The following is a 25,277-nucleotide window of genomic DNA, read 5'->3' on the forward strand; positions in this document are numbered from 1 at the left end:
CCTAGGCAGCGGAGTCGAGGAACTTCCGGGCCTGGGTGACCAGATCCCTGGTGAGCTCGTGTGGCGACGCCGACTGGCCGTCCTCGTAGAGGAGCACGGCGGTCAGCAGCGGGGTGAGCGCGTCGACGGGGCCGAGGTCGTAGAGGGGCCAGTAGAGGCGTTCGGCGGCGTCGTCCGGGGTGAGCGTGCCGTCGAGCAGCATGCCGGACCAGAGACGCAGGAGAGCCCGGTTCCGCTCGGCGGGATCGTCGGGGAGATCCCAGGTCAGACCCAGCTCGTCGGTCACCCGGCGGAACAGGGCGGTGGCTTCCGGCTTCTCCGCGCGGGTGAGACCGGCGAGCTCGGCCAGCGTGGGTGAGCCGACCCCGGCGAGCAGCGCCTCGACGCCCAGCCGGATGAGCTGATCCGAACCGGGCGCGTGCCCGGTGATCACGGCGAGCTCGGCCAGGCGGATCCGGGTGAGCACCTCGTCGCGGCTCTCCGGGCCGGTCATCAGCCCGGCCCGCGATCCTCGGCCCGCAGGAGCGTGCGGGCCTCTGCGACGAGGTGGCCGGCGAGTTCGGCCAGGTCGCGGGTGCGGTCCGCGTCCATGATGTCGAACGACGACACCCGGTCCTCGTAGCGGACGACGGCCGTCAGCAGATCGCTGAGCGACTCGGGGTGCCCCAGGGCGGAGATGGCCCAGTAGAGACGGGCGGCGGCGTCAACTGTGTCGAGCGTCCCGTCCAGCAGCAGCTGCGCCCAGAGGAGCAGAAGGGCCCGGTCGCGCCCCGCCGAGGTCACCGGAAGGCTCACCGCCAGGCCCAGCTCGTCGGCCACGCGACGGAACAGCTCGGTGGCCTCGGGTTCCTCGGCGCGGGTGAGACCCGCCAGCTCGGCCAGGGACGGCGAGTCGACGCCGGCGAGCAGCGCGTCGAGGCCCAACTCGATCAGCTGAGCCGAGTTGATCAGCTGACCCGTGCGGAAGCCGTAGCCGGTCACGATGGCTGTCTCGGTCAGCCGGATGCGCCGGAGAACGGTGTCACGGGTCTGGCCAGGGGTCACGGGATCATCGTGGCGGGTCGCGGGCCGGGGCGCATCCGGGTTTGCCGGGCCGCCGGGCCGGGTGCCTCGGGGTGCGCAGTTGCCGTTGGGTTTGACGGGGTGACCATTTACGCAGGCCGAGGGCCTGGGGAGCCCGGTCTGGCGCCGCCAGGCGCCTGGGGTCGCCGGGACCGACCTCGGCGGGAGCGGCGGTCTGTACACACCACCCGGCTACGACAGCCAGGTATTGATGTTGATCTTTCCCTGCCGCCGGATATGGGGGCGGCCCGGAGATGGTCCGGGCCGCGGCGGGTGGGAAAGGGTGCGAGAGCCAGGTTGGCAAAGTCAGGTCGGCAAAGTCAGCGCGCCATGCTGCGGCGGGACATCGACCGCCAGAGGTCGTTGCTGGGGCGCATCTGCTCGAGGAGCTCGCGCTCCCATTCGTTCTCGACCTGGACGCCGGCTGCGTCGCAGGCCTTGCGGGCCACGTCCGTGCCGCCGGCGGCGAACTGGTCGGTCCATTCACCGTCCTCGCCCACGAGGACGATGCGGGCTCCGCGCTTGCCGACGTACTCGATGACCGCCTTGGCGCCGCCGTGACCGGTGGCGAAAGACTTGATGCCCGCGCTCAGTGTCGTATCGGAACCTTCTGCCATGCCTGAAGCGTAGGCACGCTTTTGGCCGTAGCAAGTAGTGACCGGGCGCTTTTGTGATGGCTATTACCTGCGGGTTTACCAGGACGAAGCATTGTTATGACCCGATATTGCCCGGTTTCACCCTGGTCACGCTTTCCACCTATTGAGTGACGATGCGTTACCGCTACGGGGTTCAAAAACGGGCACGGTGTGCGACGTCACTCCATTGTCGTCACTCAATGTAAATCTCAGATCAGTGCGTCGACTGCCACTGCGATGAAGAGAATCGTCAGGTACGTGATGGACCAGTGGAACAGGCGCATTGCCTTGAGGGGTTCACCGCGGCGGGAACGGCCGGCCAGCCTCAGGGCCTCGAGGAGGAAGAAGGCGCCCGAGACGATGGCGGTGATGCCGTAGATCGGGCCCATGCCGTCCTTCGCGCCCAGCGGCCAGGCGGCCAGGGACGACACGAGCGTGAGGACGGTGAAGAGCAGGATCTCGGTGTTCACCCGGCGGGCCGAGCGGACCACGGGCAGCATGGGGATGCCGGCGCGGGCGTAGTCGTCCTTGTACTTGATGGCCAGCGGGTAGAAGTGCGGCATCTGCCAGAAGAAGACGACCGCGAAGAGGGCCCAGGCGACCGGGCCGACGGTGCCGGTGACGGCTGCCCAGGCGATCAGCACGGGGGCCGCGCCGCAGATGCCGCCCCAGAAGGTGTTCGCCGGGGTGCGGCGCTTCAGCCAGATGGTGTAGATCACGTCGTAGTAGAAGATGGAGGCCGCGGTCAGTCCGGTGGCGAGCCAGTTGGTGAACGTCGCCATGAGAGTGAGCGACACCACCGTGAGGATCGTGCCGAAGATCAGGACCGCGCGCGGGGTGATCGTGTGCGACGGCAGCGGGCGGCGCTTGGTGCGGCGCATGAGCTGGTCGATGTCACGGTCGATGTAGCAGTTGAATGTGCTGGCCGCGCCGGCGGCGAGACCGCCACCGATGAGGACGACCGCCATCAGGCCGAGATCCGGCCAGCCACCCGCGGCGAACATCATCGCCGGGATGGTCGTCACGAGGATCAGCTCGACGATCTGCGGCTTGGTCAGCGAGAGGTAGCCCGCGAAGAGGGCGCGGAAACCGGGGCGCGGCCTCGCCTCATCCGGGCCCGGCGGCTGCTCCTGGGCGAGTCGCTCGGTGATCATGCTCACGGACAGCCACCTTCCGGCATCGGCGAGGGGGTATTGCGTAAACCGTTGCCGGTGCGACCGGGCGGTACGTCGGGACAGACTACGCGCAGCCTGGGCAGCTCTTCGGTCGCCCCGTCGTGGGTGCACGCCGTCACAGCGCGGGGCGGGGGCTGTCCGCTCTCAGCGTATGGGCCTGCACCGTTCCGCTGACGGGGGTTTACGAGGACTGGATAGGGTCAACCTCAAAAGGGTTCCCACACCATGCCCCGAGGAGCACAGCCGACGTGGCCAAAGACGACTTCAACTGGACTGATCTCGACCGCCGTGCGGTCGACACCGTAAGGGTCCTGGCGATGGACGCCGTGGAGAAGGCCGGGAACGGCCACCCCGGTACCGCCATGAGCCTCGCCCCCGCCGCATACCTGCTGTTCAACAAGGTGATGCGGCACGACCCCACGGACCCGCACTGGGCCGGCCGGGACCGCTTCGTGCTGTCCTGTGGCCACTCCAGCCTCACCCTCTACATCCAGCTGTTCCTGAACGGCTTCGGCCTGCAGCTGGACGACCTGGCGTCGCTGCGCCAGTGGGACTCGCTCACCCCGGGTCACCCCGAGTACGGCCACACCCCCGGTGTCGAGATCACCACCGGCCCGCTGGGCCAGGGCATCGGCAACGCCGTCGGCATGGCCATGGCCGCCCGCCGCGAGCGTGGCCTGTTCGACCCGACCGCCGAGGGCGACTCGCTCTTCGACCACCAGATCTTCGCGCTGTGCTCCGATGGTGACATCGAAGAGGGCGTCAGCCACGAGTCGAGCGCGGTCGCCGCCGTGCAGAAGCTCGGCAACCTCACGGTGATCTACGACGACAACGAGATCTCCATCGAGGACGACACCCGGATCGCCAAGAACGAGGATGTCGGCGCGCGTTACGCCGCCTACGGCTGGCACGTCCAGACCGTCGACTGGCGCAAGGGCGACCCTGAGAAGGGCGAATACAACGAGGACGTCCCCGAGCTGTGGGCCGCGATCGAGGCCGCCAAGGCCGTGACGGACAAGCCGTCGTTCATCGTGCTGCGCACGATCATCGGCTACCCGGCGCCCAACAAGCAGAACACCGGCAAGATCCACGGCTCCGCGCTCGGCGCCGACGAGGTCAAGGCCACCAAGGCGATCCTCGGCTTCGACGTCGAGAAGACGTTCGACGTCGCTCCCGAGGTGCTCGAGCACGCCCGCACGGTCGTCGAGCGGGGCCGCGCGGCGCACGCCGAGTGGACCAAGTCGTTCGAGTCCTGGGCCGCGGGCAACGCCGACGGCAAGGCGCTCTTCGACCGGCTCGCCGCGAAGAAGCTGCCCGAGGGCTGGACCGAGGCGCTGCCGGTGTTCCCTGCCGACGCCAAGGGCATCGCGACCCGCGCCGCCTCCGGCAAGGTGCTCGACGCGCTCGCGCCGGTGCTGCCGGAGCTGTGGGGCGGCTCGGCCGACCTCGCGGAGAGCAACAACACCACGATGAAGGGCGAGCCGTCCTTCATCCCCGCCGAGTACGCCACGAAGGCGTTCCCCGGCAACGAGTACGGCCGCACGCTGCACTTCGGCATCCGTGAGCACGGCATGGGCTCGATCCTGAACGGCATCACCGTGCACGGCGGCACCCGCCCGTACGGTGGCACGTTCCTCGTCTTCAGCGACTACATGCGCGGCTCGGTCCGGCTGTCCGCGCTGATGAAGCTCCCGGTCACGTTCGTGTGGACGCACGACTCGATCGGCCTCGGCGAGGACGGCCCGACCCACCAGCCGATCGAGACGCTGACCGCGCTGCGCGCGATCGTCGGCCTCGACGTGGTGCGCCCGGCGGACGCCAACGAGACCGCGTGGGCCTGGCGCGGTGCGCTGGAGCACAACGACCGCCCGACCGCCCTCGCGCTGTCCCGGCAGAACCTCCCCACCATCGACCGCGAGAAGTACGCGTCGGCGGAGGGCACCCTCAAGGGCGGCTACATCCTGTCCGAGGCGACCGGCGGCGAGCCCAAGGTCATCCTCATCGGTACGGGCTCCGAGCTCCAGCTCTGCCTGACCGCTCAGGAGCGGCTCGAGGCGGAGGGCACCCCGACCCGGGTCGTGTCGATGCCGTGTCTCGAGTGGTTCTACGAGCAGGACACCGCCTACCAGCAGGAAGTCCTGCCGCGTGGTGTTAAGGCCCGCGTAACCGTCGAGGCCGGTATCCGGATGAGCTGGGACCGTATCCTCGGCGAGGCCGGCGAGGCAGTCAGCATCGAGCACTACGGCGCGAGCGCCCCCGCCAAGATTCTTTTCGAGCAGTTCGGCTTCACCGCGGACAACGTGGTGGCCAAGGCCAACGCCGCCCTGGCCAAGGTCGGCGAGATCACCGGTCACACGACCGGAAACTGAGGAGTACCGATGACTGACAGGCTGGCTGAGCTCTCCGCCGCGGGTGTAGCGGTGTGGCTCGACGACCTCTCCCGCGTCCGGCTGCAGACCGGTTCGCTCGCCAAGCTGCTCAACGAGCAGCACGTGGCGGGTGTGACCACCAACCCGAGCATCTTCGCCTCCGCGCTGGCCGACGCCACCGCGTACGACGACCAGCTCAAGGACCTCGCCGCGCAGGGCGTCACGGTCGAGGAGGCCGTGCGCCTGCTCACGTCGTACGACGTCCGCTGGGCCGCTGAGGTGCTGCGCCCGCAGTACGACGCGACCAACGGCGTCGACGGCCGGGTCTCCATCGAGGTGGACCCGCGCAGCGCGCACCTGACCGAGAAGACGCAGGCCGAGGCGAAGACGCTCTGGTGGCTCGTCGACCGGCCGAACGTCTACATCAAGATCCCGGCGACCAAGGCGGGCCTGCCGGCGATCACGGCGACCCTGGCCGAGGGCATCAGCGTCAACGTCACGCTGATCTTCTCGCTCGAGCGCTACAAGGCCGTCATGGACGCGTTCCTGGCCGGCATCGAGCAGGCCAAGGCGAACGGTCACGACCTGAGCAAGATCGGCTCCGTCGCCTCGTTCTTCGTCTCCCGCGTGGACACCGAGATCGACAAGCGCCTCGACAAGATCGGCTCGGACGAGGCCAAGGCGCTCAAGGGCAAGGCCGCCGTCGCCAACGCGCAGCTCGCGTACCAGGCGTACGAGGAGGTCTTCGCGACCGACCGCTGGAAGACGCTGGCCGCCGCCGGTGCCCTGCCGCAGCGTCCGCTGTGGGCGTCGACCGGGACCAAGAACCCGGCCTACAAGGACACCATCTACGTCGAGGAGCTCATCGCTCCCGGTGTGGTGAACACCATGCCGGAAGCGGTCATCCGCGCGTACGAGGACCACGGCGACACCCGGGGCGACACCGTCACCGGCTCGTACGCCACGGCCCAGAAGGTCATGGACGACGTCGCCGCCATCGGTGTCGACCTGGAGGACGTGTTCAAGGTCCTCGAGGACGAGGGTGTGCAGAAGTTCGAGGCCAGCTGGTCCGAGCTGCTCGAGGACGTCAAGGTGTCCCTCGAGGCCGCCGCCAAGGGTGCGAGCAACCCGAGCGACGCCGCTAAGTGATCACTGACCTGCCCGCGGCCGGGTCGCCCCGGCCGCGGGCAGGTCATGCACCACCCGGCGGCCGCACCACTTAGACGGGGCGGTCCCAACAAGTTGCGGACCCGACCCTTGCTTGTAACCCTTCGGGACGACAAAAAGCTGGCAGGATGGGACACGTGGGTAATCCGCTGCGCACAGCACAGGACCGACGGCTGCCCAGGATCCCGGAGCCGTGTGCTCTGGTGATCTTCGGAGTCACCGGTGACCTGTCACGAAAGAAACTGATCCCGGCCGTGTACGACCTCGCGAACCGGGGTCTTCTGCCGCCGGGCTTCGTCGTCCTCGGCTTCGCCCGGCGCGACTGGGGTGACGGCGACTTCGAGTCGCTCGCCTACGCCGCCGCCAAGAAGGGCGCCAGGACGCCGTGGCGGGAGGATGTCTGGCAGCGTCTCGCGAGCCAGTTCCAGTTCGTCCCCGGCTCGTTCGACGACGACGAGGCGTTCGACCACCTCGCGGAGACCCTCGACGACCTGCGCGAGCGCAACGGCATCGCGGGCAACGTCGCGTTCTACTTCTCCATCCCGCCGGCCGCGTTCCCGCTGGTGCTCAACCAGCTGAACCGCACCGGGATGGCCGACAACGCGAAATCCGGTGGCTGGCGCCGGGTCGTGGTCGAGAAGCCGTTCGGCAACGACCTCGCCACCGCCAAGTCGCTCAACCAGCTCGTCGACGAGGTGTTCACCCCGGAGGACGTCTTCCGGATCGACCACTACCTCGGCAAGGAGACGGTCCAGAACATCCTGGCGCTGCGCTTCGCCAACAGCCTGTTCGAGCCGGTCTGGAATTCCAAGTACGTCGACTCCGTGCAGATCACCATGGCCGAGGACGTCGGCATCGGCACCCGGGCAGCGTTCTACGACGCCTCCGGTGCCGCCCGCGACGTGCTGCAGAACCACCTTCTGCAGCTGCTCGCCCTGGTCGGCATGGAGGAGCCCACGAGCTTCGACTCGATCGACATCGGCGCCGAGAAGCTGAAGGTCCTCAAGGCCATCAGCCTGCCCGCCGACATCCACGAGGGCTCGGTCCGCGGGCAGTACCTCCCCGGCTGGGTCGCCGGCGAGCGCGCGGTGGGCTACCTCGAGGAGAAGGACATCCCGGCCGACTCCAAGACCGAGACGTACGTCGCGGTCCGGCTGGGCATCCAGAACCGTCGCTGGGCCGGGGTCCCGTTCTACGTCCGCGTGGGCAAGCGCATGCCGCGCCGGGTGACGGAGATCGCGATCCTGTTCAAGCAGGCGCCGCACCTGCCGTTCGACCCGGCCGACGTGGAGATGCTGGGCAACAACCAGCTCGTCATCCGCGTGCAGCCGGACGAGGGCGTCGTGCTCAAGTTCGGCTCCAAGGTCCCGGGCACCACCATGGAGGTCCGCGACATCGCGATGGACTTCCAGTACGGCGAGGCGTTCACCGAGTCGAGCCCCGAGGCGTACGAGCGGCTCGTCCTGGACGTGCTGGTCGGCGACCGGTCGCTGTTCCCGGACGCCGCCGAGATCGAGCAGAGCTGGAAGGTCATCGACCCGCTCGAGGCGGCCTGGGCGGGCACCAAGCCCGAGCCGTACCGTTCGGGCGAGTGGGGTCCGCGGGCCGCGGACGAGATGCTGGCCCGCGAGGGCCGTGCTTGGAGGCGAGCATGATCGGCTTGTGGGACACCACCGGCAACGAGGTCGTCAAGGCCCTCGCCGCCGAACGGCGCAGCGCGGGCGGTGTGGCCTCCGGGCTCGCCCTCACCCTGGTCGCCGTGGTCGAGGAGAAGCAGGTCCGCGAGGCGGAGGCAGCGGCCACCATCGCCGCCTCGGCCCACCCGTGCCGGCTGCTCATCGTGGTCCGCTCCGACCTGGAGGGCCGCAGCCGCCTCGACGCGGAGATCGTCGTCGGTGGCCGGCTCGGCCCGGCCGAGGCCGTCGTGATGCGCATGTACGGCCGGCTGGCCCTGCACGCCGAGTCGGTCGTCATGCCGCTGCTGGCCCCGGACGTCCCGGTGGTCACCTGGTGGCACAGCGCCCCGCCGGACGTCATCGCCAACGACTTCCTCGGCGTCGTCGCCGACCGCCGCATCACCGACAGCAAGCTCGCCAAGGACCCGGTCGCGGCCCTGAAGCAGCGTGCCCTCGACTACGCCCCGGGCGACACGGACCTCACCTGGACCCGGATCACCCTGTGGCGCACGCTGGTCGCCGGTGCGTTCGACACCACCGACGAGCGGGTTGTCGGTGCCACCGTCACCGCCCCCAAGGACGACCCGACGGCCGCCCTGATGTGCGGCTGGCTCAAGTCCCGCCTGGGCATCGAGCCGGTCTGGGAGCAGACCGACCGCGCGCCGCGCATGCACTCGGTCGAGCTCAGGTGCGCCAACGGCGACTGCGTCTCGGTCACCCGCGACGAGGGCACGGCGCTGTTCAGCCGCACGGGCCAGGAGCCGCGCTACATGCCGCTGCCGAAGCGCCCGGTCGGTGACGAGCTCGCGGAGGAGCTGCGCCGCCTCGACGCCGACCAGATCTACGGCGAGGCCCTGGGTGCGATGGCGAACGTCCGCAACCTCGACGCGAAGCCGCCGATGCGCGTACACGTGTGGAAGGACCCGGCCCTGGCCGCCCGCGCGGGCGACGAGGCCGCGATGGCCGGCCCTGGCGGCTCTGCCGCTTGACGTGGGCCGCCTGAAGCACCGCCGCAAACAGCGATAACTAAGATCGATAGGGCCGTTCCGCCTGGGCGGGGCGGCCCTTTCAACGTTCCGGAGGATTCTTTTATGAGCGAGACCGTTGTCGTGGTGGTTCCCGACGCCGACGTGCTGGCGTCGTCCGTGGCCGCCCGTCTGGTCACTTCCATCATCGACGCGCAGGCGGTCCGGGGCCGTGCCGACGTCGTCCTGACCGGCGGCCGGGTCGCGGCGAAGGTGCTGCGCGCCGTCAAGGAGCTGCCCGCTTCGGCCGCGATCGACTGGTCCCGGGTGGACCTGTGGTGGGGCGACGAGCGTTTCCTGCCGTCCGGCGACCCGGACCGCAACGAGACCCAGGCCCGCGAGGCCCTGCTCGACGCGCTCCCGCTCGACCCGGCCCGCGTGCACGCGATGCCCGCCTCGGACGGCCCGGACGGCGACGACGCGGAGGCCGCAGCCGCCCGTTACAGCACCGAGGCCGGCACACCCCAGTTCGACGTGCTCATGCTGGGTGTCGGCGAGGACGGCCACGTCGCGTCGCTCTTCCCCGGCCACCCGGACGCCGAGAAGGCCGGCACGGCGATCGCGGTCCACAACAGCCCGAAGCCCCCGCCGACGCGCATCTCGCTGAGCCTGGCGACGATCCGGTCGGCCAAGGAGGTCTGGCTCGTCGCGGCCGGCCCCGACAAGGCGGTCTCGGTCGGCGCGGCCCTCGGCGGCGACCAGTCCCTCCCGGCGGCCCGCGCGACAGGCACGTCCCGCACGCTCTGGCTGCTCGACACGGCAGCAGCCGCCAAGCGTTAGGGCCGGCAGCGCTCCCGGCAGCCCCTATCCTGTCGCGATGACCGACGACTTCACCGCGACGTTGCCCCGCAAACGGATGGCTGCCGGGTTGCTGCTGACGGACGACGCCGGCCGGGTGCTGCTGGTCGAGCCGGCCTACAAGGACGACTGGGAGATCCCCGGCGGCGGGGTCGAGGCCGGCGAGTCGCCGTACGCCGCGGTGGTGCGGGAGCTCCAGGAAGAGCTCGCCCTGCCGGTCAGGCCCGGCCTTCTGCTGGTCACCGACTGGGTGCCGCCACGACCGGACCGCACCGAGGGCCTGATGCTGGTGTTCGACGGCGGCGTCCTCACCGCGGAGCAGACCGCCCGGATCCAGCTGCCGCCCGAGGAGCTGCGCAGCTGGGCCTGGTGCACACAGCAGCAGGCCGCCGAGCGGCTCTCGGAGCCGATGGCCCGCCGGGTCGCCGCAGCCGTGCGAGCCAGGGCCGAGGGCATCGCGGCCTACCTGGAGAACGGGTTTGCCGTGACGCGGTAGCGCAGATGGACGTCGATCCTGGCGGGAACACCGACACACCGTTGTCGCGCCGGCGTCCGAGAGTGGATGCATGACCACGAACACGAACCCCACGACCAGCTCCACCGCCCGGCACTCGCTCGACCTGTGGCTGACGATGTGGAACACCGACGGCGACATCGCGCGGCAGATCTGCGCCGACGACTTCCGGATCCACTTCAGCATGACCGAGTCCGACGGGTCGACCCCCGCGGACGCCATCCGCACCGCCGAAGACTTCGCGCGGTATCTCGGCTGGTGGCACGAGCAGCACCCTGGTGTCGTCTTCACGAGCGTCGCCGATGCCATCGACGGCGACCGCGGGCGGCTGCTCTGGGACATGGAGGCGGACGGCAGGCGCGCGGGTGGCGTTGACGTGTTCGACTTCGCCGGGGACGGCCGGATCCGGCGTGTCTGGTCGGTGGGCGGACAGCGGAGCATGCGGAGCTCTTGACCGACGGTCTCTGCCAGACTTGAGGCATGAAGCGAGCCGAGCGGCAGTACGCCCTCGTCGACCTGCTCCGCGGAGCGCGCCGGCCCTGGTCCGCCGCTCGGCTCGCCGGCGAGTTCGGGGTGTCCTCGCGCACCATCGAGCGCGACATCGGATCGCTCCAGCTCGCCGGGGTCCCCATCTACGCGGACCACGGGGCGGCGGGCGGCTACTCGATCCTGCGTGAGTATTCGCTGCCGCCGCTGAACCTGTCCGCCGCCGAGTCACTGGCGGTGCTGGCCGGGCTCGCGCTGCTCGGGTCCTCGCCGTACCAGGGGGCCGCCCGCCGCGCCCACGCCAAGATCGCTGCCGTCATGCCGGAGGAGTATCGCGCACCTGTGCAGGAGATGCTCGGGATGATGCAGGTCATCGACGCCGTCGCCCCGGCGGACGGCGCCGTGCCGCTCGGGATGCTCTCCGACGCGATCGCCGCCCGGCGCTTGGTGCGGCTCACCTACCTGGGCGAGGATCACGCCACCAGCACCGTCCGTGACGTCGAGACGATGGGACTTCTCCGCGCGGGTGATGCGTGGCTGCTCACCGGGTGGTGTCGCCTCCGTGCTGCGATCCGCGGCTTCCGCATCGAGCGGATCACCCGGCTCGAGATCCTCGACGAGGTCCCGCCACCCCGCGACCCGGCGCTCCTCGAGGCGGACCTCGCGCGATGGCCGACGCGGCGTCTCGCATGAACTGGATTGCGCCACTCCACGCCGCGAGGCTATTCGGCCCACGCTTGACGCCTGACGCCGCAGAAGATTGCGGCACACCCGGTTTCGGCGCAACTTCGTGCCCGCGGCCGGACTCAGGACGCTAAAGGTCGATGAGCTCGACGGTGGCGTTCACCGTGTCGCCCGGGTCGAGGTGTTCGGCGGTGCGGACGGCGCGCTTGATCGGGAGCACGTAACTGCCGCGGGCCTTGTCCGGGAAGATCGACGTCTTCCAGGTGCTGGCGCCGACGGTGGCCCGCACCCGCACCGAGCCGAACCCCCGGCGCAGCCCCGACGCCCGCTCCCGGATCTCATCACCGGCCTCGACCGGCAGGCTGACAAACGTCCAGGTGTCCATCCGCCGGGCATCCCAGAGCCACAGCTCAGACTCAAAGTCCACGATCACGCCACGATTATCGCGCGCTGGCCAAACCGGTCGGCACACTCCACACTGGAGCGCATTGACGCGAGGACACGGGGAGTGGTTGACGTGCGACGGTCGGTGCTCATTGTGGGAGGCGGGATCGCGGGGCTCACCCACGCGATCGCCGCGCGGCGGGCGGGTTTCGACGTCGAGGTCGTCGAGGTCCGCCCCGACTGGGCCGTGGCCGGGTGGGGTCTCAGTCTCACCGGTCCCGCGCTGCGGGCGCTGCGGGCCGTCGATCTCGAGGATGTGTGTCTCGCGGCGGGTTACCCCATTTTCCGTACGCTCAACTGCGACGCCGCCGGCACCGTGCACAACGTCATGGAGCTGCCCAGCGTGCTCGGTCCCGGCCGGCCCGCCGAGGCCGGCATGGGCCGTCCCGTGCTGCACGAGATCCTCCGGGCGCGGGCCGCGGAGCTGGGGGCGACCCTCAGAACCGGACTTTCGGTCCAGGCCGTCGAGACCAACGCCGACCAGATTTCGGTACGCCTGGACGACGGCACCACGCGCACCACCGACTATCTCCTCGGCGCCGACGGGGTCCGCTCCCGCACCCGCGAGCAGCTGGGCCTGACCGGCGAACCCCGCTACACGGGTCAGATGGTGTGGCGGGCGCTGGTGGACCGCCCGGAGTGGGCCACGGACATCCACACGTTCGGCGGCCCGACGTTCACCGCCGGCCTGATCCCGATCTCGGCGGACAAGGGCTACGTCTTCCTGACCGAGGGCCTCGACGACCCGGAACCGCTCGCCGGCGACCTGCTGGCCGACCGGATGCGCGAGCTGCTGGCACCGTTCAGCGGCCGACTCGCGGAGGTCCGGGACACCATCACCGAGCCGGGCCAGGTGGTACGCCGCCCGGTGCACGCCCTGTTCGTCGACGGACCGTGGCACGCGGGCCGGGGCGTGCTGGCCGGTGACGCTGCCCACTCCCCCTCGCCCCAGCTGGTGAGCGGTGCGGCGCTGGCCATCGAGGATGCCGTGGTTCTGGCCGGGGAAATGGCTGCTGCCGACGATGTCGAGAAGGCACTCCTTGCGTACGGTGCACGCCGTCACGATCGCGCCCGGGCCCTGGTCGAGACGTCGGTGGCGCTGGGCCGGGCCGAGCGGGAGGGACGCCGCGACGAGTTGCACGCCCTGCAGCGCAAGGGGCACGCCGGCATGGCCGCGCCGATCTAACTCCCGCGGCTCCCGCGGCTCCCGCGGCTCCCGCGGCTCCCGCGTCAGCTTCCGATCAGCTGCGGGATCCGCTCGAAGAGCTGTGTGGTGAAGGTGACCATCTCGTGCAGCATCCAGTTGCCGCTGAACAGGATCGCCGCCCCGACACCCGCCGCCTTGGGGACGAACGACAGCGTCGCCTCCTGGATCTGGGTCACCGACTGGAAGAGCGAGATCGCGAACCCGATGGCCAGCGCCGTCAGCAACACCGGCGCGCACATCTTCGCCGCGATGGTCATCGCCTGCATGCCCAGCTCAACGATCTGCACATCGGTCATGTCCTCCCGTTCGGCCGGTCCCGCCTCCCGGCGAGTGCAGAACGGTTGCAATCAGGTTCGCGCCTCGGAAATCCTAAAGTCTCCTACCCGGATGAGGTCGCTGCCGGGACGGCGGTGCTCGGGGGTGCCTGCGTCGGCCGCGGCGACCGGGCCACGCCGGGCTCGGAGGTCGCCGGTGTCGCCCCGGCCGGCTCGGGCCTGGCCGGTGCGGTGGCGGAGGGTGACCTCGTGTAGGCCGACGGGCTGGCCCGCGTGGGCGAGGAGGACGGTTCCGGCGAGGTGGGGTCCGCGGATGGCGACGGGCTCGGGGCCGGTGGGGTGGAGGGGACGGTTACTCCTGGTGCGTCGGGGCGCTCCGGGCGTACGGGGAGGAAATGGGTGATTGTCGCACCCAGCGTGACCACCGCCAGGGTCCCCGCAGCCAGGGCGAGCAGCCAGCGGTGCCGGACCGGGCGGGCGGGTTGCAGTGTCGGGGGGCGTGCCGGTTGCAGCTGTGTGGCTGTCACCTGCATCGCCCGCGCGGCCAGGGCACCGCGGAGGCGGGCCTCAAGAGTGCTCATCGTCGGTCCCCCAGGTGATCGCGCAGGATCGTGAGGGCGCGACTGGCGGTGGACTTCACCGTGCCGCGCGACACGTGCAGCGTCTCGGCTATCTCTTGCTCGGACAGGTCTGACCAGTAGCGCAGGACCATCACCTGACGCTGGCGGGCCGTGAGCCTGCCCAGCGCGTCCAGCACCGCGCGGTCGCCCTCCCCCAGCAGGACCTGGTCCTCGGCGGCCGGGGCGGTGGCAGGCGGGGGTGGCACGTAGGCGCGGGCGGTCTTACGGCGGCGCAGTGCCGACCGGGCGGCGTTCATCACGCCGGAGGTGAGGTACGCGTCCGGGTCCGTCACAGTACGCAGTTCCGCGCCGTGACGGCGGTAGAGGGCGGCGAACACGTCCTGGACGATGTCCTCCGCGGTGGCCAGGTCGTCGACCATCAGCACCGCGAGGCGTACGAGGCCCAGGCGCCGGGCCTGGTACAGCTCGTTGATCGCGGGCGGGCCCGAACCGCCGGGGCCTGCCGTGTCCCGCACCGGCGTGCCGGATCCGGACATGACCGAGCGCAGCCACCGCACCAGCGGTTGCGGCAGGACCCCGACGAAGTGCATCAACGAGCGGTGGTCTCGACTGAGCGGCTCGGGGTGGGAGCGGCCGTCGCGGAGCGGGTCGGGCTCGGTGCAGCCGTCGCGGAGCGGGTGGGGCTGGGAGCTGCCGTTGCGGAGCGGCTCGGGGTGGGAGCGGCCGTCGCGGAGCGGGTGGGGCTGGGGGCGGCCGTGCCGGGACGGGTCGGGCTGGGAGCGGCCGTCGCGGAGCGGCTCGGGGCGGGCGTGGCCGTCGCGGAGCGGCTGGGGCTCGGCACTGGGGAGGCGGTGGCGGGCAGGGGAGACGCAGTGGCGGTCGCGGCCGTCGGCTTCGGCTTCGGGGTCGGGCCGGACGTGGTGCTCGCGTACGCGGCGGCGGAGATGCCACCAATGACGAGGAACGCGGCGGTGCCGACTGCTGCGGTGACGGTCTTGCGCATCGGGAATCTCCTGCGGGGTCGATGTCGGACTCTCGCATGGAGGGACGCGTGACGGCCAGAAAGGTTGGCGACTGGAGAGTGACGCCGATCACATGGTGGTGACGACCTAGACTCACGGCCGTGCAACCCGTGATCCGCCCCTACCGCCCTGCCGACCTCGACGCCGTCTACGACATCTGCGTGCGGACCGCTGACAGCGGCGGCGACTCCCGCGGGACGACGTCCTCCGACCGCCTCGTCGGCGACATCTTCGCGGTGCCCTACGTGACCCTCGAACCGGAGCACGCCCACGTCCTGGACGACGGCACGGGTGCGGCGGTCGGCTACGTGCTCGGCACCGCTGACACAGCCCGTTTCGCCCGGCGATACCGGGACGAGTGGCTGCCGGCGACCGCGGGACGCTACCCCGAGCCGCAGGATCCGCCCGTCACGGCCGACGACCGGTGGCTGGTGCTGCACCACCACCCGGAGCGCATGGTGATCCCCGCGCTGGCGGATTACCCGGCGCATCTGCACATCGACCTGCTGCCGGAGTGGCAGGGCAAGGGTCAGGGGCGGGGCCTGATCGGCGCGTTCCTGGCCGGGCTGCGCGAGGCGGGCGTGGCCAGGGTGCACCTCGGCATGTCACCGTCGAACACCGGGGCGCGCGCGTTCTACGACCGGCTCGGCTTCCGTGAGCTCACCGTGCCCGACGTCGGCCAGGTCACCTTTCTCGGCCGGACCACCGACCCGCTGTAAACCCGACCGGCAACGCGGCCCAATCACCGACCCGCTGTAAACGCGGCCGGATCACCGATCCGCAGCGCAGCCGGACGCAGGCCCGCCGCACGGGCACGCTGAAACCCGCAGCGGCGGCAGCCACAAGGCCGCCGCCGCCGGGATCGGAATCAGACCGGGATGGGGATCAGGATCCGCCGCGGCGGCGACGGATCTTGGCGAGGGCTTCGGCGAGGATGGCCTCGCCGTCGGCCTCGGAGCGGCGCTCCTTCACGTAGGCGAGGTGCGACTTGTAGGGCTCGTTGCGCGACTTGCCGGGCGGGTTGGCCCGGTCGAGACCGGCGGGCTGACCGCAGCGGATGCAGTCCCAGGTCTCCGGGGGGACGACGTCGGCGGCGAACCGGACCTCGACCTCGTGCCCGGCAGCGCACCAGTACGTCACCTCCCGCCGCGGTGCGGGTTCGCTGCGCTCGTCGGGGCGCATCGGGCTGGACCCGATGCGGCTGCCGCGGATCGCGCTGCCACTGGACACGGATGTCACTCCTGCCTGTCAGGGGCGTCTTCGCCGAGGGAAAGGTCCGGCGGTCGTAGGCGGTGAAAAACAGCCGCGCGGCCCGGAGGGACCGGACCGCGCGGGAGAGTCTACGACTCGCAGGGCGACTCAGGAAGAGTTACCGACACACGGTACGGAACCGTGCGTTAACAATGTGTTTCAGGACACCTGAATCACGAAAAAATGGCGTTACGGGTTCACGAGCCCGGGGTTCAGGAGCTCAGGGTTCGGGAGTTCTGAGTTCAGGAGCTTTGCGCGAGCTTCAGCCAGAGGCCGAGCCCGACGATGCAGGCGAACCAGACGATGCCCACGAGCACCGTGTAACGGTCGAGGTTCTTCTCCGCCACCGAGGAACCGGCCAGGCTGGAGGTGACGCCGCCACCGAACATGCTGGACATGCCGCCACCCTTGCCGCGGTGCAGCAGGATGAGCAGGGTCAGCAGAATGCTGGTGATGAGCAGCAACACGATCAACGTGTAGGCGAACGCGATCGGCATGGTCGGGTCAATCCTCTCGAAGGGCACGGCAGCGCCCCCACAATAGCGGGCGCGCCAAGAACCGGCCGCCCCAGGGCGACCGGTTCTTCACAATAGATCAACGCTTGACATGCTCCCGGAACCGGACGATCGACACGAACTCCTCCGCGACCAGGCTGGCGCCGCCGACGAGGGCACCGTCGACGTCCGGCTGCGCCATGATCGCGGCGATGTTGCCCGCCTTCACGGAGCCGCCGTACTGGATGCGGATCACGTCGGCCACCTCGGCGCCGTGTTTGCCGGAGATCGCGGCGCGCAGGGCGCCGCACACCTCCTGGGCGTCCTCGGGGGTTGCGGTCTTGCCGGTGCCGATGGCCCAGATCGGTTCGTAGGCCACGACGATCTTGCTGACCTGCTCGGCCTTGAGCCCGTCGAGCGCGCCGGTGAGCTGGGCGACGCAGTGCGCCACCTGCTCGCCGGCCTCGCGCACGTCCGGGCCCTCGCCCACGCAGACGATCGGGGTCAGGCCGTTCGCCAGGGCGGCTTTCGCCTTGGCGTTGACCAGGGCGTCGTCCTCGTGGTGGTGCTGGCGGCGTTCGGAGTGCCCGACGACTACGTACGAGCAGCCGAGCTTGGCCAGCATCACGCCGGAGACGTCACCGGTGTAGGCGCCGTTCTTGTGCGGCGACAGGTCCTGCGCGCCGTACTTGATCAGCAGCTTGTCGCCGTCGATCGCGGTCTGCACGGTGCGCAGATCGGTGAACGGCGGCAGGACCACCGTCTCGACATCGGTGAGCTGCTTCGGGGTGAGGCTGGCTGCCAGTTTCTGGACCAGAAGATTCGCCTCGCGGTGATCGAGGTGCATCTTCCAGTTGCCGGCCATGATCGGGGTGCGGGGAGTCGCCCCGGCCATGGTCTCAGCTCTCCAGCGCGGCCAGACCCGGCAGGGTCTTGCCCTCGAGGTATTCCAGGGACGCGCCGCCACCGGTCGAGATGTGGCCGAAGCCGGACTCGTCGATGCCGAGCGTGCGGACCGCCGCCGCCGAGTCGCCGCCGCCGACGACCGAGAAGCCGTCGATTTTGGTGATCGCCTCGGCGACGCCGCGGGTGCCGGCGGCGAACGGGGCGAGCTCGAACACGCCCATGGGCCCGTTCCAGAACACCGTCTTCGCCGTGCCGATCGCCTCCGCGAACAGCGCCACTGACTGCGGGCCGATGTCGAGGCCCAGCTGCGAAGCGGGGATGTCCGCCACGCCGACCACCTCGTGATCGGCATCGGCCGAGAACTCGGTCGCGGCGACCACGTCGACGGGCAGCACGATGCGGCCGTCCGCTTCCGCCAGCAGAGAAGCACAGGTGTCGATCATCTCGGCTTCGAGCAGCGACTTGCCGACCTCGTGGCCCTGGGCCTTGAGGAAGGTGAAGCACATGCCCCCACCGACGAGCAGCTTGTCGACCTTCGGCAGCAGCGCCTTGATGACGGCGAGCTTGTCGGAGACCTTCGAACCACCGAGGACGACGACGTACGGCTTCTCGGGGGTCTCGGTGACCTTGCGCAGCACCTCGACCTCGCGAACGACCAGGCCGCCCGCGTAGTGCGGGAGCCGGGCCGGCACGTCGAACACCGAGGCGTGCTTGCGGTGCACGGCGCCGAACGCGTCGTCGACGTACGAGTCGGCGAGCGCGGCGAGCTGGTCCGCGAAAGCGCCGCGCTCAGCGTCGTCCTTCGAGGTCTCACCGGCGTTGAAGCGCAGGTTCTCCAGCAGCAGCACCTGGCCGTCGAGCAGCGCGGCCGCGGCGGCGGTGGCCGACTCCCCCACGGTGTCCTCAGCGAACACGACGGGCGTGCCGAGCAGCTCACCGAGCCGCGTGGCGACCGGTGCGAGCGTGAACTTGGGGTCCGGCGCGCCCTTGGGACGGCCGAGGTGGGAGGCGACGATCACCTTCGCGCCCGCGTCGCGCAGGGCGACGAGGGTCGGCAGCACCGCCCGGATGCGGCCGTCGTCGCTGATGACTGTGGGATCGCTCTTGTCGAACGGGACGTTCAGGTCGGCGCGTACGAACACGCGCCGACCCGAGACACCCTCGCCGAGCAGGTCGTCGAGAGTCTTCACGTCAGCTCAGCCGACCAGCTTGACCAGGTCGACGAGGCGGTTCGAGTAGCCCCACTCGTTGTCGTACCAGCCGACGACCTTGACCTGGTTGCCGATGACCTTGGTCAGGCCGGCGTCGAAGATGCAGGAGGCCGGGTCGGTGACGATGTCCGAGGAGACGATCTCGTCCTCGGTGTAGACCAGGATGCCCTTGAGGGGGCCCTCGGCCGCGGCCTTGATGGCGGCGTTGACCTCGTCGACCGAGGTCTCCTTCTTCGCCTGGAAGGTCAGGTCGGTGGCGGAGCCGGTCGGGATCGGCACGCGCATCGCGAAGCCGTCGAGGCGGCCCTTGAGCTCCGGCAGCACCAGGCTGACGGCCTTGGCGGCACCGGTCGAGGTCGGGACCACGTTGAGGGCGGCGGCGCGGGCGCGACGCAGGTCCTTGTGCGGGCCGTCCTGCAGGTTCTGGTCCTGGGTGTAGGCGTGGATCGTGGTCATCAGGCCACGCTCGATGCCGATCGTGTCGTTCAGGACCTTCGCCATCGGCGCGAGGCAGTTCGTGGTGCACGACGCGTTGGAGATGATCGTGTGCTTCGCGGCGTCGTACTTGTCATCGTTGACACCGATGACGATGGTGATGTCCTCGTTCTTGGCCGGCGCCGAGATGATGACCTTCTTCGCGCCGTTGTCGACGTGCGCCTTCGCCTTGGTGGCGTCGGTGAAGAAGCCGGTCGACTCGATGACGACGTCGGCGCCCAGGTCGCCCCAGTGCAGGTTGGCGGGGTCGCGCTCGGCGAACGCCTTGAAGGTCTTGCCCGCGACGGTGATCTCGTCGGCGGTGGCCTTCACCTCGTAGGGCAGGCGGCCCAGGATGCTGTCGTACTTCAGCAGGTGGGCCAGCGTCGCGTTGTCGGTCAGGTCGTTGACGCCGACGATCTCGATGTCGGCGCCGGAGGCCTGCACAGCGCGGAAGAAGTTGCGGCCGATTCGGCCGAAGCCGTTGATGCCAACCCGGATGGTCACAGGTGGATCTCCTCATTTCGGTCCGCCGGAAGCGACCGGCGGAGGTCTTCGTGCCGACCCCAGAAACCCGCGTCGGCCGTCCTGCCCGGCTCCGTCGCCGTCACCAAGACCCTAGCCGAGGAGGATCGAGACGTCGCTGCTGGGGCGCTACCTGATCGTTACTTCAGGGTGACATCAAAAAAATATCCCTACGGTACGCACATACGGTTTTACGACCGCAGCGGCCCTTGCAGTAAGGACTCCAGCAAGGACAGCGACTCCTCGATGTCGACGGAGGGGTCGAGCAGCCACTGGGTCTGCAGACCGTCCGACGCCGCGATGATCAACGCGGCCGCGGCCTCCGGGGCGATGTCGGCGCGGATGTGACCGTCGCGCTGCTCCTCGCGTACGCGATCCGCCAGAAGACCACGCAGGTCGCGGAAGCGGGCCGAGAAGAAGGAGCGGGCAGCGTCATGCCCGTTCTCCAGGGCGCTGGCCACCAGGGTCGAATAGAGCTGCACCAGCCCCGGCACCCCGTGGTTGCGCCGCGCCGCATGGGTCATCAGGCCGACCGGGCCGGTCGTGCCCACCGGGGGATCACCGAGCGTGGAGCGCTCCTCGGCGGCCCGGTAGACCTCGATGAGCAGCTCCTCGCGGGAGTCGAAGTAGTGCTTGAGCGCCGCGTGCGAGACCCCGATCGCCTCCCCGATCGCGCGCAGCGACGTGCCCTGGGCGCCGCGCTCGGCGAACACCTCGATGGCCCGGTCCAGGATCTCCTGCCTGCGCCGGACACCCTTCTCGTACGAGCCGCGGCGCTGAAGTTCTTGGGTCACGCGGCCATCGTAGTTCCCGAAAACTTCCGCACGGAGGTTTTCGGCGTTACCTTGGAAACATGAGTACTGATGCCGTCCCGCAGCTGGACATCCCGACCCTGTTGACCGCTCTCACGCTGGAGGAGAAGGCCGGTCTGCTCGACGGCTCCGACTTCTGGCACACACAGGGGGTCGAGCGGCTCGGCATCCCCGCCGTGATGGTCACCGACGGGCCGCACGGGCTGCGCAAGCAGTCTGGCGAGGGCGACCATCTCGGGCTGCACAACAGCGTTCCGGCCACCTGCTTCCCGCCGGCCGCGGGGCTCGCCTCCACCTGGAACCCGGAGCTGCTGGAGCGCATCGGGGCCGCGCTGGGCCGCGAGTGCCGCGCCGAGGAGGTCGCGGTGCTGCTCGGCCCCGGCATCAACATGAAGCGCTCCCCGCTCTGCGGCCGCAACTTCGAGTATTTCTCCGAGGACCCCGCGCTCGCCGGTGTTCTCGGAACCGCGCTGGTCAACGGCGTGCAGAGCGAGGGCGTCGGCACGTCGCTGAAGCACTTCGCCGCCAACAACCAGGAGACCGACCGGATGACGGTCTCCGCCGACGTCGACGAGCGCACGCTGCGCGAGATCTACCTTCCCGCGTTCGAGCGCGTCGTCACCGGCGCCCAGCCGTGGACCGTCATGTGTTCCTACAACCGGATCAACGGGGTGTACGCGAGCGAGGACCGCTGGCTGCTCACCGACGTGCTCCGCGACGAGTGGGGATACCGGGGCCTGGTGGTCTCCGACTGGGGCGCGGTCAACGAGCGCGACGCGGGCGTGCACGCCGGGCTCGACCTGGAGATGCCCTCCTCCGGTGGTGGCGGCACGGCGACGATCCTCGCCGCGGTCAAGGCCGGCACGCTCAGCGAGAAGGACGTCGACCTCGCCGTGACCCGCGTGCTCGAGCTGGTGGACAAGGCGCTGCCCGCGCTGAGGCCCGGGCAGACCTTCGACGCCGACGCACACCACCTGCTCGCCCGCGAGGCAGCCGCCGCGAGCGCCGTCCTGCTCAAGAACGACGGCGACCTGCTCCCCCTGGCCACCCCCGGCACGATCGCCGTGATCGGGGAGTTCGCCCGGTCCCCGCGTTTCCAGGGCGCCGGCTCGTCGCAGGTCAACCCCACCCGCGTCGACACGGCGCTGGACGCTCTCCGGGCCGCCCGCGACGTCGTGTTCGCACCCGGCTTCGTCATCGAGTCCGAGGAGGCTGACCCGGCCCTGGTCGAGGAGGCCGTCGCCGCCGCCCGTGACGCCGAGATCGCCGTGGTGTTCCTGGGGCTGCCGCCGTCGTACGAGTCGGAGGGCTACGACCGCGACCACATGGACCTGCCGCAGCACCAGATCGACCTGCTGAACGCCGTGGCTGACGTCAACGACAACGTGGCCGTCGTGCTCTCCAACGGCTCGGTCGTCACCGTCGCGCCCTGGCAGGACAGGGCCGGCGCGATCCTCGAGGGCTGGCTGCTCGGCCAGGCCGGCGGCAGCGCGACCGCGGACCTGCTGCTCGGCGTGACCAACCCGGCCGGGAAGCTCGCCGAGACCGTACCCGTGCGCTACGAGGACAACCCGACCGTCGGCGCGTTCCCCGGCGAGGCGGGCCACGTCCGGTACGGCGAAGGGCTGCTCATCGGCTACCGCTGGTACGACGCGCACCGGCTCGAGGTCGCGTACCCGTTCGGGCACGGGCTCTCGTACACCTCGTTCGCGTACGGAGATCTGGAAGTGACGACCGGGACCGACACCGCGCGGGTCTCCCTCACGGTGACCAACAGCGGAGCCCGGCCCGGCACCGAGACCGTGCAGGTGTACGTCACCGACCCGCAGGCCAGCGTCTACCGGCCGGAGCAGGAGCTGCGTGGGTTCGCCCAGGTCAGCCTCGCGCCCGGGGAGAGCAGGCAGGTCACCGTGGAGCTGGACCGGCGCGCGTTCGCGTTCTGGCACCCCGCGCTGCGCGACTGGACGGTCGAGGGCGGCGAGTTCGGCATCCGCGTCGGCTCCTCGTCCCGGGACATCCGCCTGGACACCACGATCACCCTCACGGGTGACGAGGTGGTCACCCCGCTGACCGCCGAGTCGACGGTCGACGGCTGGCTCGCCCACCCCGACGCGGGCACCTGGCTGCGCGAACAGCTCGCCGACGGCCCGTTCGACGCCATGCTGTTCGACCCGAAGAACGGCCAGATGATGCGGGCCATCCCGCTGCTGCGGCTCTCCCGCTTCCCCGGCTTCCCGGTCACGGAGCCGCAGGTCGGCGAGGCGGTATCCCGCTTCTCATGACCGCTGCCGCTGTCGCTGTGCCGCTCGGGGCCCGTCGCGCCCGGGCGGCCGTCGCCGCCGTCTTCCTGACCAACGGCGCCCTGTTCGCCAACGTCGTTCCTCGCTATCCCGAGGTCAAGGAGCATCTGGACCTCAGCAACGCCCTGTTCGGCACGGCACTCGCGGCCGGACCGCTCGGTGCGCTCACCGGTGGCCTGTTCGCGCCGCTGGCGATCCGGCTGCTCGGGTCGGCGCGTACGGCGTCGTTCGGCATCCCGCTGATCGCGACGGCGTTCCTGCTGGTCGCCGTCGTTCCCAGCTGGTGGCTGCTGGCGGTGGTCCTGTTCTGCTCGGGCGCCGCGGACGCCGTCGTGGACGTCGCCCAGAACGCCCACGGCCTGCGCGTCCAGCGCATCTACGGCCGCTCGATCGTCAACTCCTTCCACGGCGTGTGGAGCATCGGCGCCGTGCTCGGTGGCCTGATGGGCTCGGCGGCTGCGGGCCTGCACGTCCCGCTTCTGATCCACCTGGTCGTCGCCGGGGTGCTGTTCAGTGGCGTGGCGCTGGCGGCGTACCGATATCTGCTGCGTGGGCCCGACGAAGCGGAACGGCCGGCAGCGACCGGTGGCAGGTCCTTCGCCCGGGCTGCGGTCTGGATGCTGGCGGCCCTCGGGCTGCTGGCGCTCTTCGGTGCGCTGGTGGAGGACGCCGGGGCATCGTGGGGCGCGCTGTTCATGACGGAGGACATCGGCGCTACCGCGGCCGTGGCGGGTCTTGCGTTCGTGGCCCTGCAGGTCGCGATGACCGCCGGGCGCCTCCTCGGCGACCGTCTCGTGGATCGCTTCGGTCAGCGCACCGTCACCCGGATCGGCGGTGCGGTGGCTGCTGCGGGGATGGGGTTCGCGCTCGCCTTCCCGTCGGTGGGGTCGGCGCTGGCGGGGTTCGCCCTGGCCGGACTGGGCACGGCGACGCTGGTCCCGGCCGCGATGCACACCGCGGATGAGCTGCCGGGGTTGCCGTCCGGGCTCGGGCTGACGGTGGTGAGCTGGGTGCTGCGGATCGGCTTCCTGGCCTCACCCCCGCTGGTCGGCCTCGTCGCCGACCATTCCAGCCTCCGCATCGGCCTGCTCAGCGTCGTCATCGCGGGCGTGGGGACACTGCTGCTCGGCCGCGTCCTGCTCAACCGGCACCCGGCGGGCGACTGACCGGTCAGCAGGCCATCATCTCGGGGGTGACCGCGGCCTCGGTGTCGGGGATGCCGAGGTCACGGGCCCGCTTGTCGGCCAGGGCGAGCAGCCGGCGGATGCGGCCCGCGATCGCGTCCTTCGTCAGCGGCGGGTCCGCGAGAGCGCCCAGCTCCTCCAGGCTCGCCTGCCGGTGCTCCAGGCGGAGCTGACCGGCGGACGTCAGGTGGTTCGGGGCCTCCTCGGCGAGGATCTCCAGTGCGCGGGTGACCCGGGCGGCGGCGGCCACGGCGGCGCGCGCGGAGCGGCGGAGGTTGGCGTCGTCGAAGTTGGCGAGGCGGTTGGCGGTGGCGCGGACCTCACGGCGTACGCGTCGCTCCTCCCAGGCGAGCACGCTGGAGTGCGCTCCTATGCGGGTGAGGAGCGCTGCGATCGCGTCTCCGTCCTTGATCACCACCCGGTCCACGCCGCGGACCTCGCGCTCCTTGGCGGTGATGCCGATGCGGCGGGCGGCGCCGCGCAGGGCCAGCGCCGCTTCGGGGCCCGGACAGGTGATCTCCAGCGCGCTGGAGCGGCCCGGCTCGGTCAGTGAGCCGTGGGCCATGAACGCGCCCCGCCACGCGGCGACCGCGCAGCAGACGTTCGCCGAGACCACGTGCGGGGGCAGGCCCCGCACCGGACGGCCGCGGACGTCGAGCAGGCCCGTCTGACGTGCCAGCGCCTCGCCGTCCTTCACGATGCGGACGATGTAGTGGCTGCCCTTGCGCAGGCCGCCCGACGCGAGGACGTGCACCTCGCTCGGGTAGCCGTACACATCGGCGATCTCCCGCCTCAGGCGCCGCGCGACCGCGCCGGTGTCCAGCTCCGCCTCGACGACCACCCGGCCGGAGACGATGTGCAGCCCGCCGGCGAAACGCAGCAGGGCGGCCATCTCCGCACGGCGGCAGCACGGCTTGGGTACGTCGACCCGGCTCAGCTCGTCCTTGACCGCTGCCGTCATCGCCATCTCGAAGTCACCTCTTGCTTGTATCGCGGTACG

Annotated in this window: 28 protein-coding genes; 13 read left to right on the forward strand and 15 right to left on the reverse strand. The window is 70.4% G+C overall.

Features of this window, described 5'->3' with window-relative positions:
* Position 1: 1 nt before the first annotated feature.
* The 4 genes from Ahu01nite_RS01760 to Ahu01nite_RS01775 all read right to left on the reverse strand — a co-directional run bounded on the left by Ahu01nite_RS01760 (position 2) and on the right by Ahu01nite_RS01775 (position 2,851).
* The gene (locus Ahu01nite_RS01760; protein WP_203834565.1) at positions 2 to 493 is read right to left on the reverse strand and encodes a hypothetical protein; all 492 of its coding nucleotides are present in this window, start codon (positions 491 to 493) and stop codon (positions 2 to 4) included.
* Complete coding sequence (locus Ahu01nite_RS01765; protein WP_203834566.1) at positions 493 to 1,044, reverse strand: hypothetical protein; 552 nt, start codon at positions 1,042 to 1,044, stop codon at positions 493 to 495. Before Ahu01nite_RS01765 ends, Ahu01nite_RS01760 begins: the two co-directional genes overlap by 1 nt.
* 338 nt (positions 1,045 to 1,382) lie before the next feature.
* Entirely contained in the window at positions 1,383 to 1,679 is a 297-nt protein-coding gene (locus tag Ahu01nite_RS01770) for a hypothetical protein (RefSeq protein ID WP_203834567.1), read from the reverse strand.
* Between the two features lie 227 nt (positions 1,680 to 1,906).
* Positions 1,907 to 2,851: a heme o synthase gene (locus Ahu01nite_RS01775; protein ID WP_239158557.1), complete on the reverse strand. Its 945-nt coding sequence runs from the start codon at positions 2,849 to 2,851 to the stop codon at positions 1,907 to 1,909.
* Between the two features lie 338 nt (positions 2,852 to 3,189).
* Here Ahu01nite_RS01775 and tkt point away from each other — a divergent pair, with 338 nt between their 5' ends.
* The 8 genes from tkt to Ahu01nite_RS01815 all read left to right on the forward strand — a co-directional run bounded on the left by tkt (position 3,190) and on the right by Ahu01nite_RS01815 (position 11,600).
* Entirely contained in the window at positions 3,190 to 5,241 is a 2,052-nt protein-coding gene (gene tkt / locus Ahu01nite_RS01780; RefSeq protein WP_239158558.1) for a transketolase, read from the forward strand.
* Between the two features lie 9 nt (positions 5,242 to 5,250).
* A complete protein-coding gene (tal, locus tag Ahu01nite_RS01785) occupies positions 5,251 to 6,390 on the forward strand; it encodes a transaldolase (protein ID WP_203834569.1) in 1,140 nt (379 codons plus the stop codon).
* Positions 6,391 to 6,545: 155 nt separating this feature from the next.
* Positions 6,546 to 8,063 (forward strand): glucose-6-phosphate dehydrogenase, encoded by a 1,518-nt coding sequence (zwf, locus tag Ahu01nite_RS01790; RefSeq protein ID WP_203834602.1) that lies wholly within the window; start codon positions 6,546 to 6,548, stop codon positions 8,061 to 8,063.
* Positions 8,060 to 9,073, forward strand: a complete 1,014-nt coding sequence (locus Ahu01nite_RS01795; protein ID WP_203834570.1) for a glucose-6-phosphate dehydrogenase assembly protein OpcA — start codon at positions 8,060 to 8,062, stop codon at positions 9,071 to 9,073. Before zwf ends, Ahu01nite_RS01795 begins: the two co-directional genes overlap by 4 nt.
* 102 nt (positions 9,074 to 9,175) lie before the next feature.
* Positions 9,176 to 9,889 (forward strand): 6-phosphogluconolactonase, encoded by a 714-nt coding sequence (gene pgl / locus Ahu01nite_RS01800; protein ID WP_203834571.1) that lies wholly within the window; start codon positions 9,176 to 9,178, stop codon positions 9,887 to 9,889.
* 37 nt (positions 9,890 to 9,926) lie between these two features.
* Positions 9,927 to 10,403: an NUDIX domain-containing protein gene (locus tag Ahu01nite_RS01805; protein WP_307794506.1), complete on the forward strand. Its 477-nt coding sequence runs from the start codon at positions 9,927 to 9,929 to the stop codon at positions 10,401 to 10,403.
* A gap of 70 nt (positions 10,404 to 10,473) precedes the next feature.
* A complete protein-coding gene (locus Ahu01nite_RS01810; protein ID WP_203834572.1) occupies positions 10,474 to 10,875 on the forward strand; it encodes a nuclear transport factor 2 family protein in 402 nt (133 codons plus the stop codon).
* Positions 10,876 to 10,901: 26 nt separating this feature from the next.
* Positions 10,902 to 11,600 carry a helix-turn-helix transcriptional regulator gene (locus Ahu01nite_RS01815; protein WP_203834573.1) on the forward strand — a complete coding sequence of 233 codons (699 nt, stop codon included), beginning with the start codon at positions 10,902 to 10,904 and terminating at the stop codon, positions 11,598 to 11,600.
* A gap of 121 nt (positions 11,601 to 11,721) precedes the next feature.
* Here the strand turns inward: Ahu01nite_RS01815 and Ahu01nite_RS01820 are convergent, their stop codons facing one another.
* Positions 11,722 to 12,024 carry a DUF1905 domain-containing protein gene (locus tag Ahu01nite_RS01820; RefSeq protein ID WP_203834574.1) on the reverse strand — a complete coding sequence of 101 codons (303 nt, stop codon included), beginning with the start codon at positions 12,022 to 12,024 and terminating at the stop codon, positions 11,722 to 11,724.
* A 96-nt stretch (positions 12,025 to 12,120) separates the two neighbouring features.
* Between Ahu01nite_RS01820 and Ahu01nite_RS01825 the strand changes: the two genes are divergently transcribed.
* Positions 12,121 to 13,221, forward strand: a complete 1,101-nt coding sequence (locus Ahu01nite_RS01825; protein ID WP_203834575.1) for an FAD-dependent monooxygenase — start codon at positions 12,121 to 12,123, stop codon at positions 13,219 to 13,221.
* 44 nt (positions 13,222 to 13,265) lie between these two features.
* Here Ahu01nite_RS01825 and fliQ read toward each other — a convergent pair whose 3' ends face one another.
* The 3 genes from fliQ to Ahu01nite_RS01840 form a co-directional block, all read right to left on the reverse strand.
* Entirely contained in the window at positions 13,266 to 13,538 is a 273-nt protein-coding gene (gene fliQ / locus Ahu01nite_RS01830; RefSeq protein WP_203834576.1) for a flagellar biosynthesis protein FliQ, read from the reverse strand.
* An 83-nt stretch (positions 13,539 to 13,621) separates the two neighbouring features.
* Complete coding sequence (locus tag Ahu01nite_RS01835) at positions 13,622 to 14,098, reverse strand: hypothetical protein (protein WP_203834577.1); 477 nt, start codon at positions 14,096 to 14,098, stop codon at positions 13,622 to 13,624.
* Complete coding sequence (locus tag Ahu01nite_RS01840; protein WP_203834578.1) at positions 14,095 to 14,688, reverse strand: RNA polymerase sigma factor; 594 nt, start codon at positions 14,686 to 14,688, stop codon at positions 14,095 to 14,097. Before Ahu01nite_RS01840 ends, Ahu01nite_RS01835 begins: the two co-directional genes overlap by 4 nt.
* A 9-nt stretch (positions 14,689 to 14,697) precedes the next feature.
* Between Ahu01nite_RS01840 and Ahu01nite_RS01845 the strand changes: the two genes are divergently transcribed.
* Together Ahu01nite_RS01845 and Ahu01nite_RS01850 are read left to right on the forward strand one after the other, a co-directional pair.
* Complete coding sequence (locus tag Ahu01nite_RS01845; protein WP_203834579.1) at positions 14,698 to 15,153, forward strand: hypothetical protein; 456 nt, start codon at positions 14,698 to 14,700, stop codon at positions 15,151 to 15,153.
* Positions 15,154 to 15,221: 68 nt separating this feature from the next.
* Positions 15,222 to 15,839, forward strand: coding sequence for a GNAT family N-acetyltransferase (locus tag Ahu01nite_RS01850; RefSeq protein ID WP_203834580.1), 618 nt, complete (start codon positions 15,222 to 15,224; stop codon positions 15,837 to 15,839).
* A 166-nt stretch (positions 15,840 to 16,005) separates the two neighbouring features.
* On the opposite strand, the gene Ahu01nite_RS01855 is transcribed toward Ahu01nite_RS01850, so the two are convergent.
* The 6 genes from Ahu01nite_RS01855 to Ahu01nite_RS01880 form a co-directional block, all read right to left on the reverse strand.
* Positions 16,006 to 16,350, reverse strand: coding sequence for an RNA polymerase-binding protein RbpA (locus Ahu01nite_RS01855; protein ID WP_203834581.1), 345 nt, complete (start codon positions 16,348 to 16,350; stop codon positions 16,006 to 16,008).
* Between the two features lie 263 nt (positions 16,351 to 16,613).
* Positions 16,614 to 16,868, reverse strand: a complete 255-nt coding sequence (secG, locus tag Ahu01nite_RS01860; protein WP_203834582.1) for a preprotein translocase subunit SecG — start codon at positions 16,866 to 16,868, stop codon at positions 16,614 to 16,616.
* A gap of 97 nt (positions 16,869 to 16,965) precedes the next feature.
* Complete coding sequence (gene tpiA, locus Ahu01nite_RS01865; protein WP_203834583.1) at positions 16,966 to 17,760, reverse strand: triose-phosphate isomerase; 795 nt, start codon at positions 17,758 to 17,760, stop codon at positions 16,966 to 16,968.
* Positions 17,761 to 17,764: 4 nt separating this feature from the next.
* Positions 17,765 to 18,961, reverse strand: coding sequence for a phosphoglycerate kinase (locus tag Ahu01nite_RS01870; RefSeq protein ID WP_203834584.1), 1,197 nt, complete (start codon positions 18,959 to 18,961; stop codon positions 17,765 to 17,767).
* 6 nt (positions 18,962 to 18,967) lie between these two features.
* A complete protein-coding gene (gene gap / locus Ahu01nite_RS01875) occupies positions 18,968 to 19,963 on the reverse strand; it encodes a type I glyceraldehyde-3-phosphate dehydrogenase (protein ID WP_203834585.1) in 996 nt (331 codons plus the stop codon).
* 209 nt (positions 19,964 to 20,172) lie between these two features.
* Positions 20,173 to 20,775, reverse strand: a complete 603-nt coding sequence (locus Ahu01nite_RS01880) for a TetR/AcrR family transcriptional regulator (protein WP_203834586.1) — start codon at positions 20,773 to 20,775, stop codon at positions 20,173 to 20,175.
* A gap of 59 nt (positions 20,776 to 20,834) precedes the next feature.
* Here Ahu01nite_RS01880 and Ahu01nite_RS01885 point away from each other — a divergent pair, with 59 nt between their 5' ends.
* Together Ahu01nite_RS01885 and Ahu01nite_RS01890 are read left to right on the forward strand one after the other, a co-directional pair.
* Complete coding sequence (locus tag Ahu01nite_RS01885; RefSeq protein ID WP_203834587.1) at positions 20,835 to 23,075, forward strand: glycoside hydrolase family 3 C-terminal domain-containing protein; 2,241 nt, start codon at positions 20,835 to 20,837, stop codon at positions 23,073 to 23,075.
* On the forward strand, positions 23,072 to 24,259 hold the full coding sequence (locus tag Ahu01nite_RS01890; protein WP_203834588.1) for an MFS transporter: 1,188 nt from the start codon (positions 23,072 to 23,074) through the stop codon (positions 24,257 to 24,259). Before Ahu01nite_RS01885 ends, Ahu01nite_RS01890 begins: the two co-directional genes overlap by 4 nt.
* A 4-nt stretch (positions 24,260 to 24,263) precedes the next feature.
* Here the strand turns inward: Ahu01nite_RS01890 and whiA are convergent, their stop codons facing one another.
* Positions 24,264 to 25,244, reverse strand: a complete 981-nt coding sequence (gene whiA, locus Ahu01nite_RS01895) for a DNA-binding protein WhiA (RefSeq protein ID WP_203834589.1) — start codon at positions 25,242 to 25,244, stop codon at positions 24,264 to 24,266.
* Positions 25,245 to 25,277 lie beyond the last annotated feature (33 nt).

Origin of the sequence: Winogradskya humida (genome assembly GCF_016862215.1) — a bacterium.
Classification (GTDB): Bacteria; Actinomycetota; Actinomycetes; order Mycobacteriales; family Micromonosporaceae; genus Actinoplanes; species Actinoplanes humidus.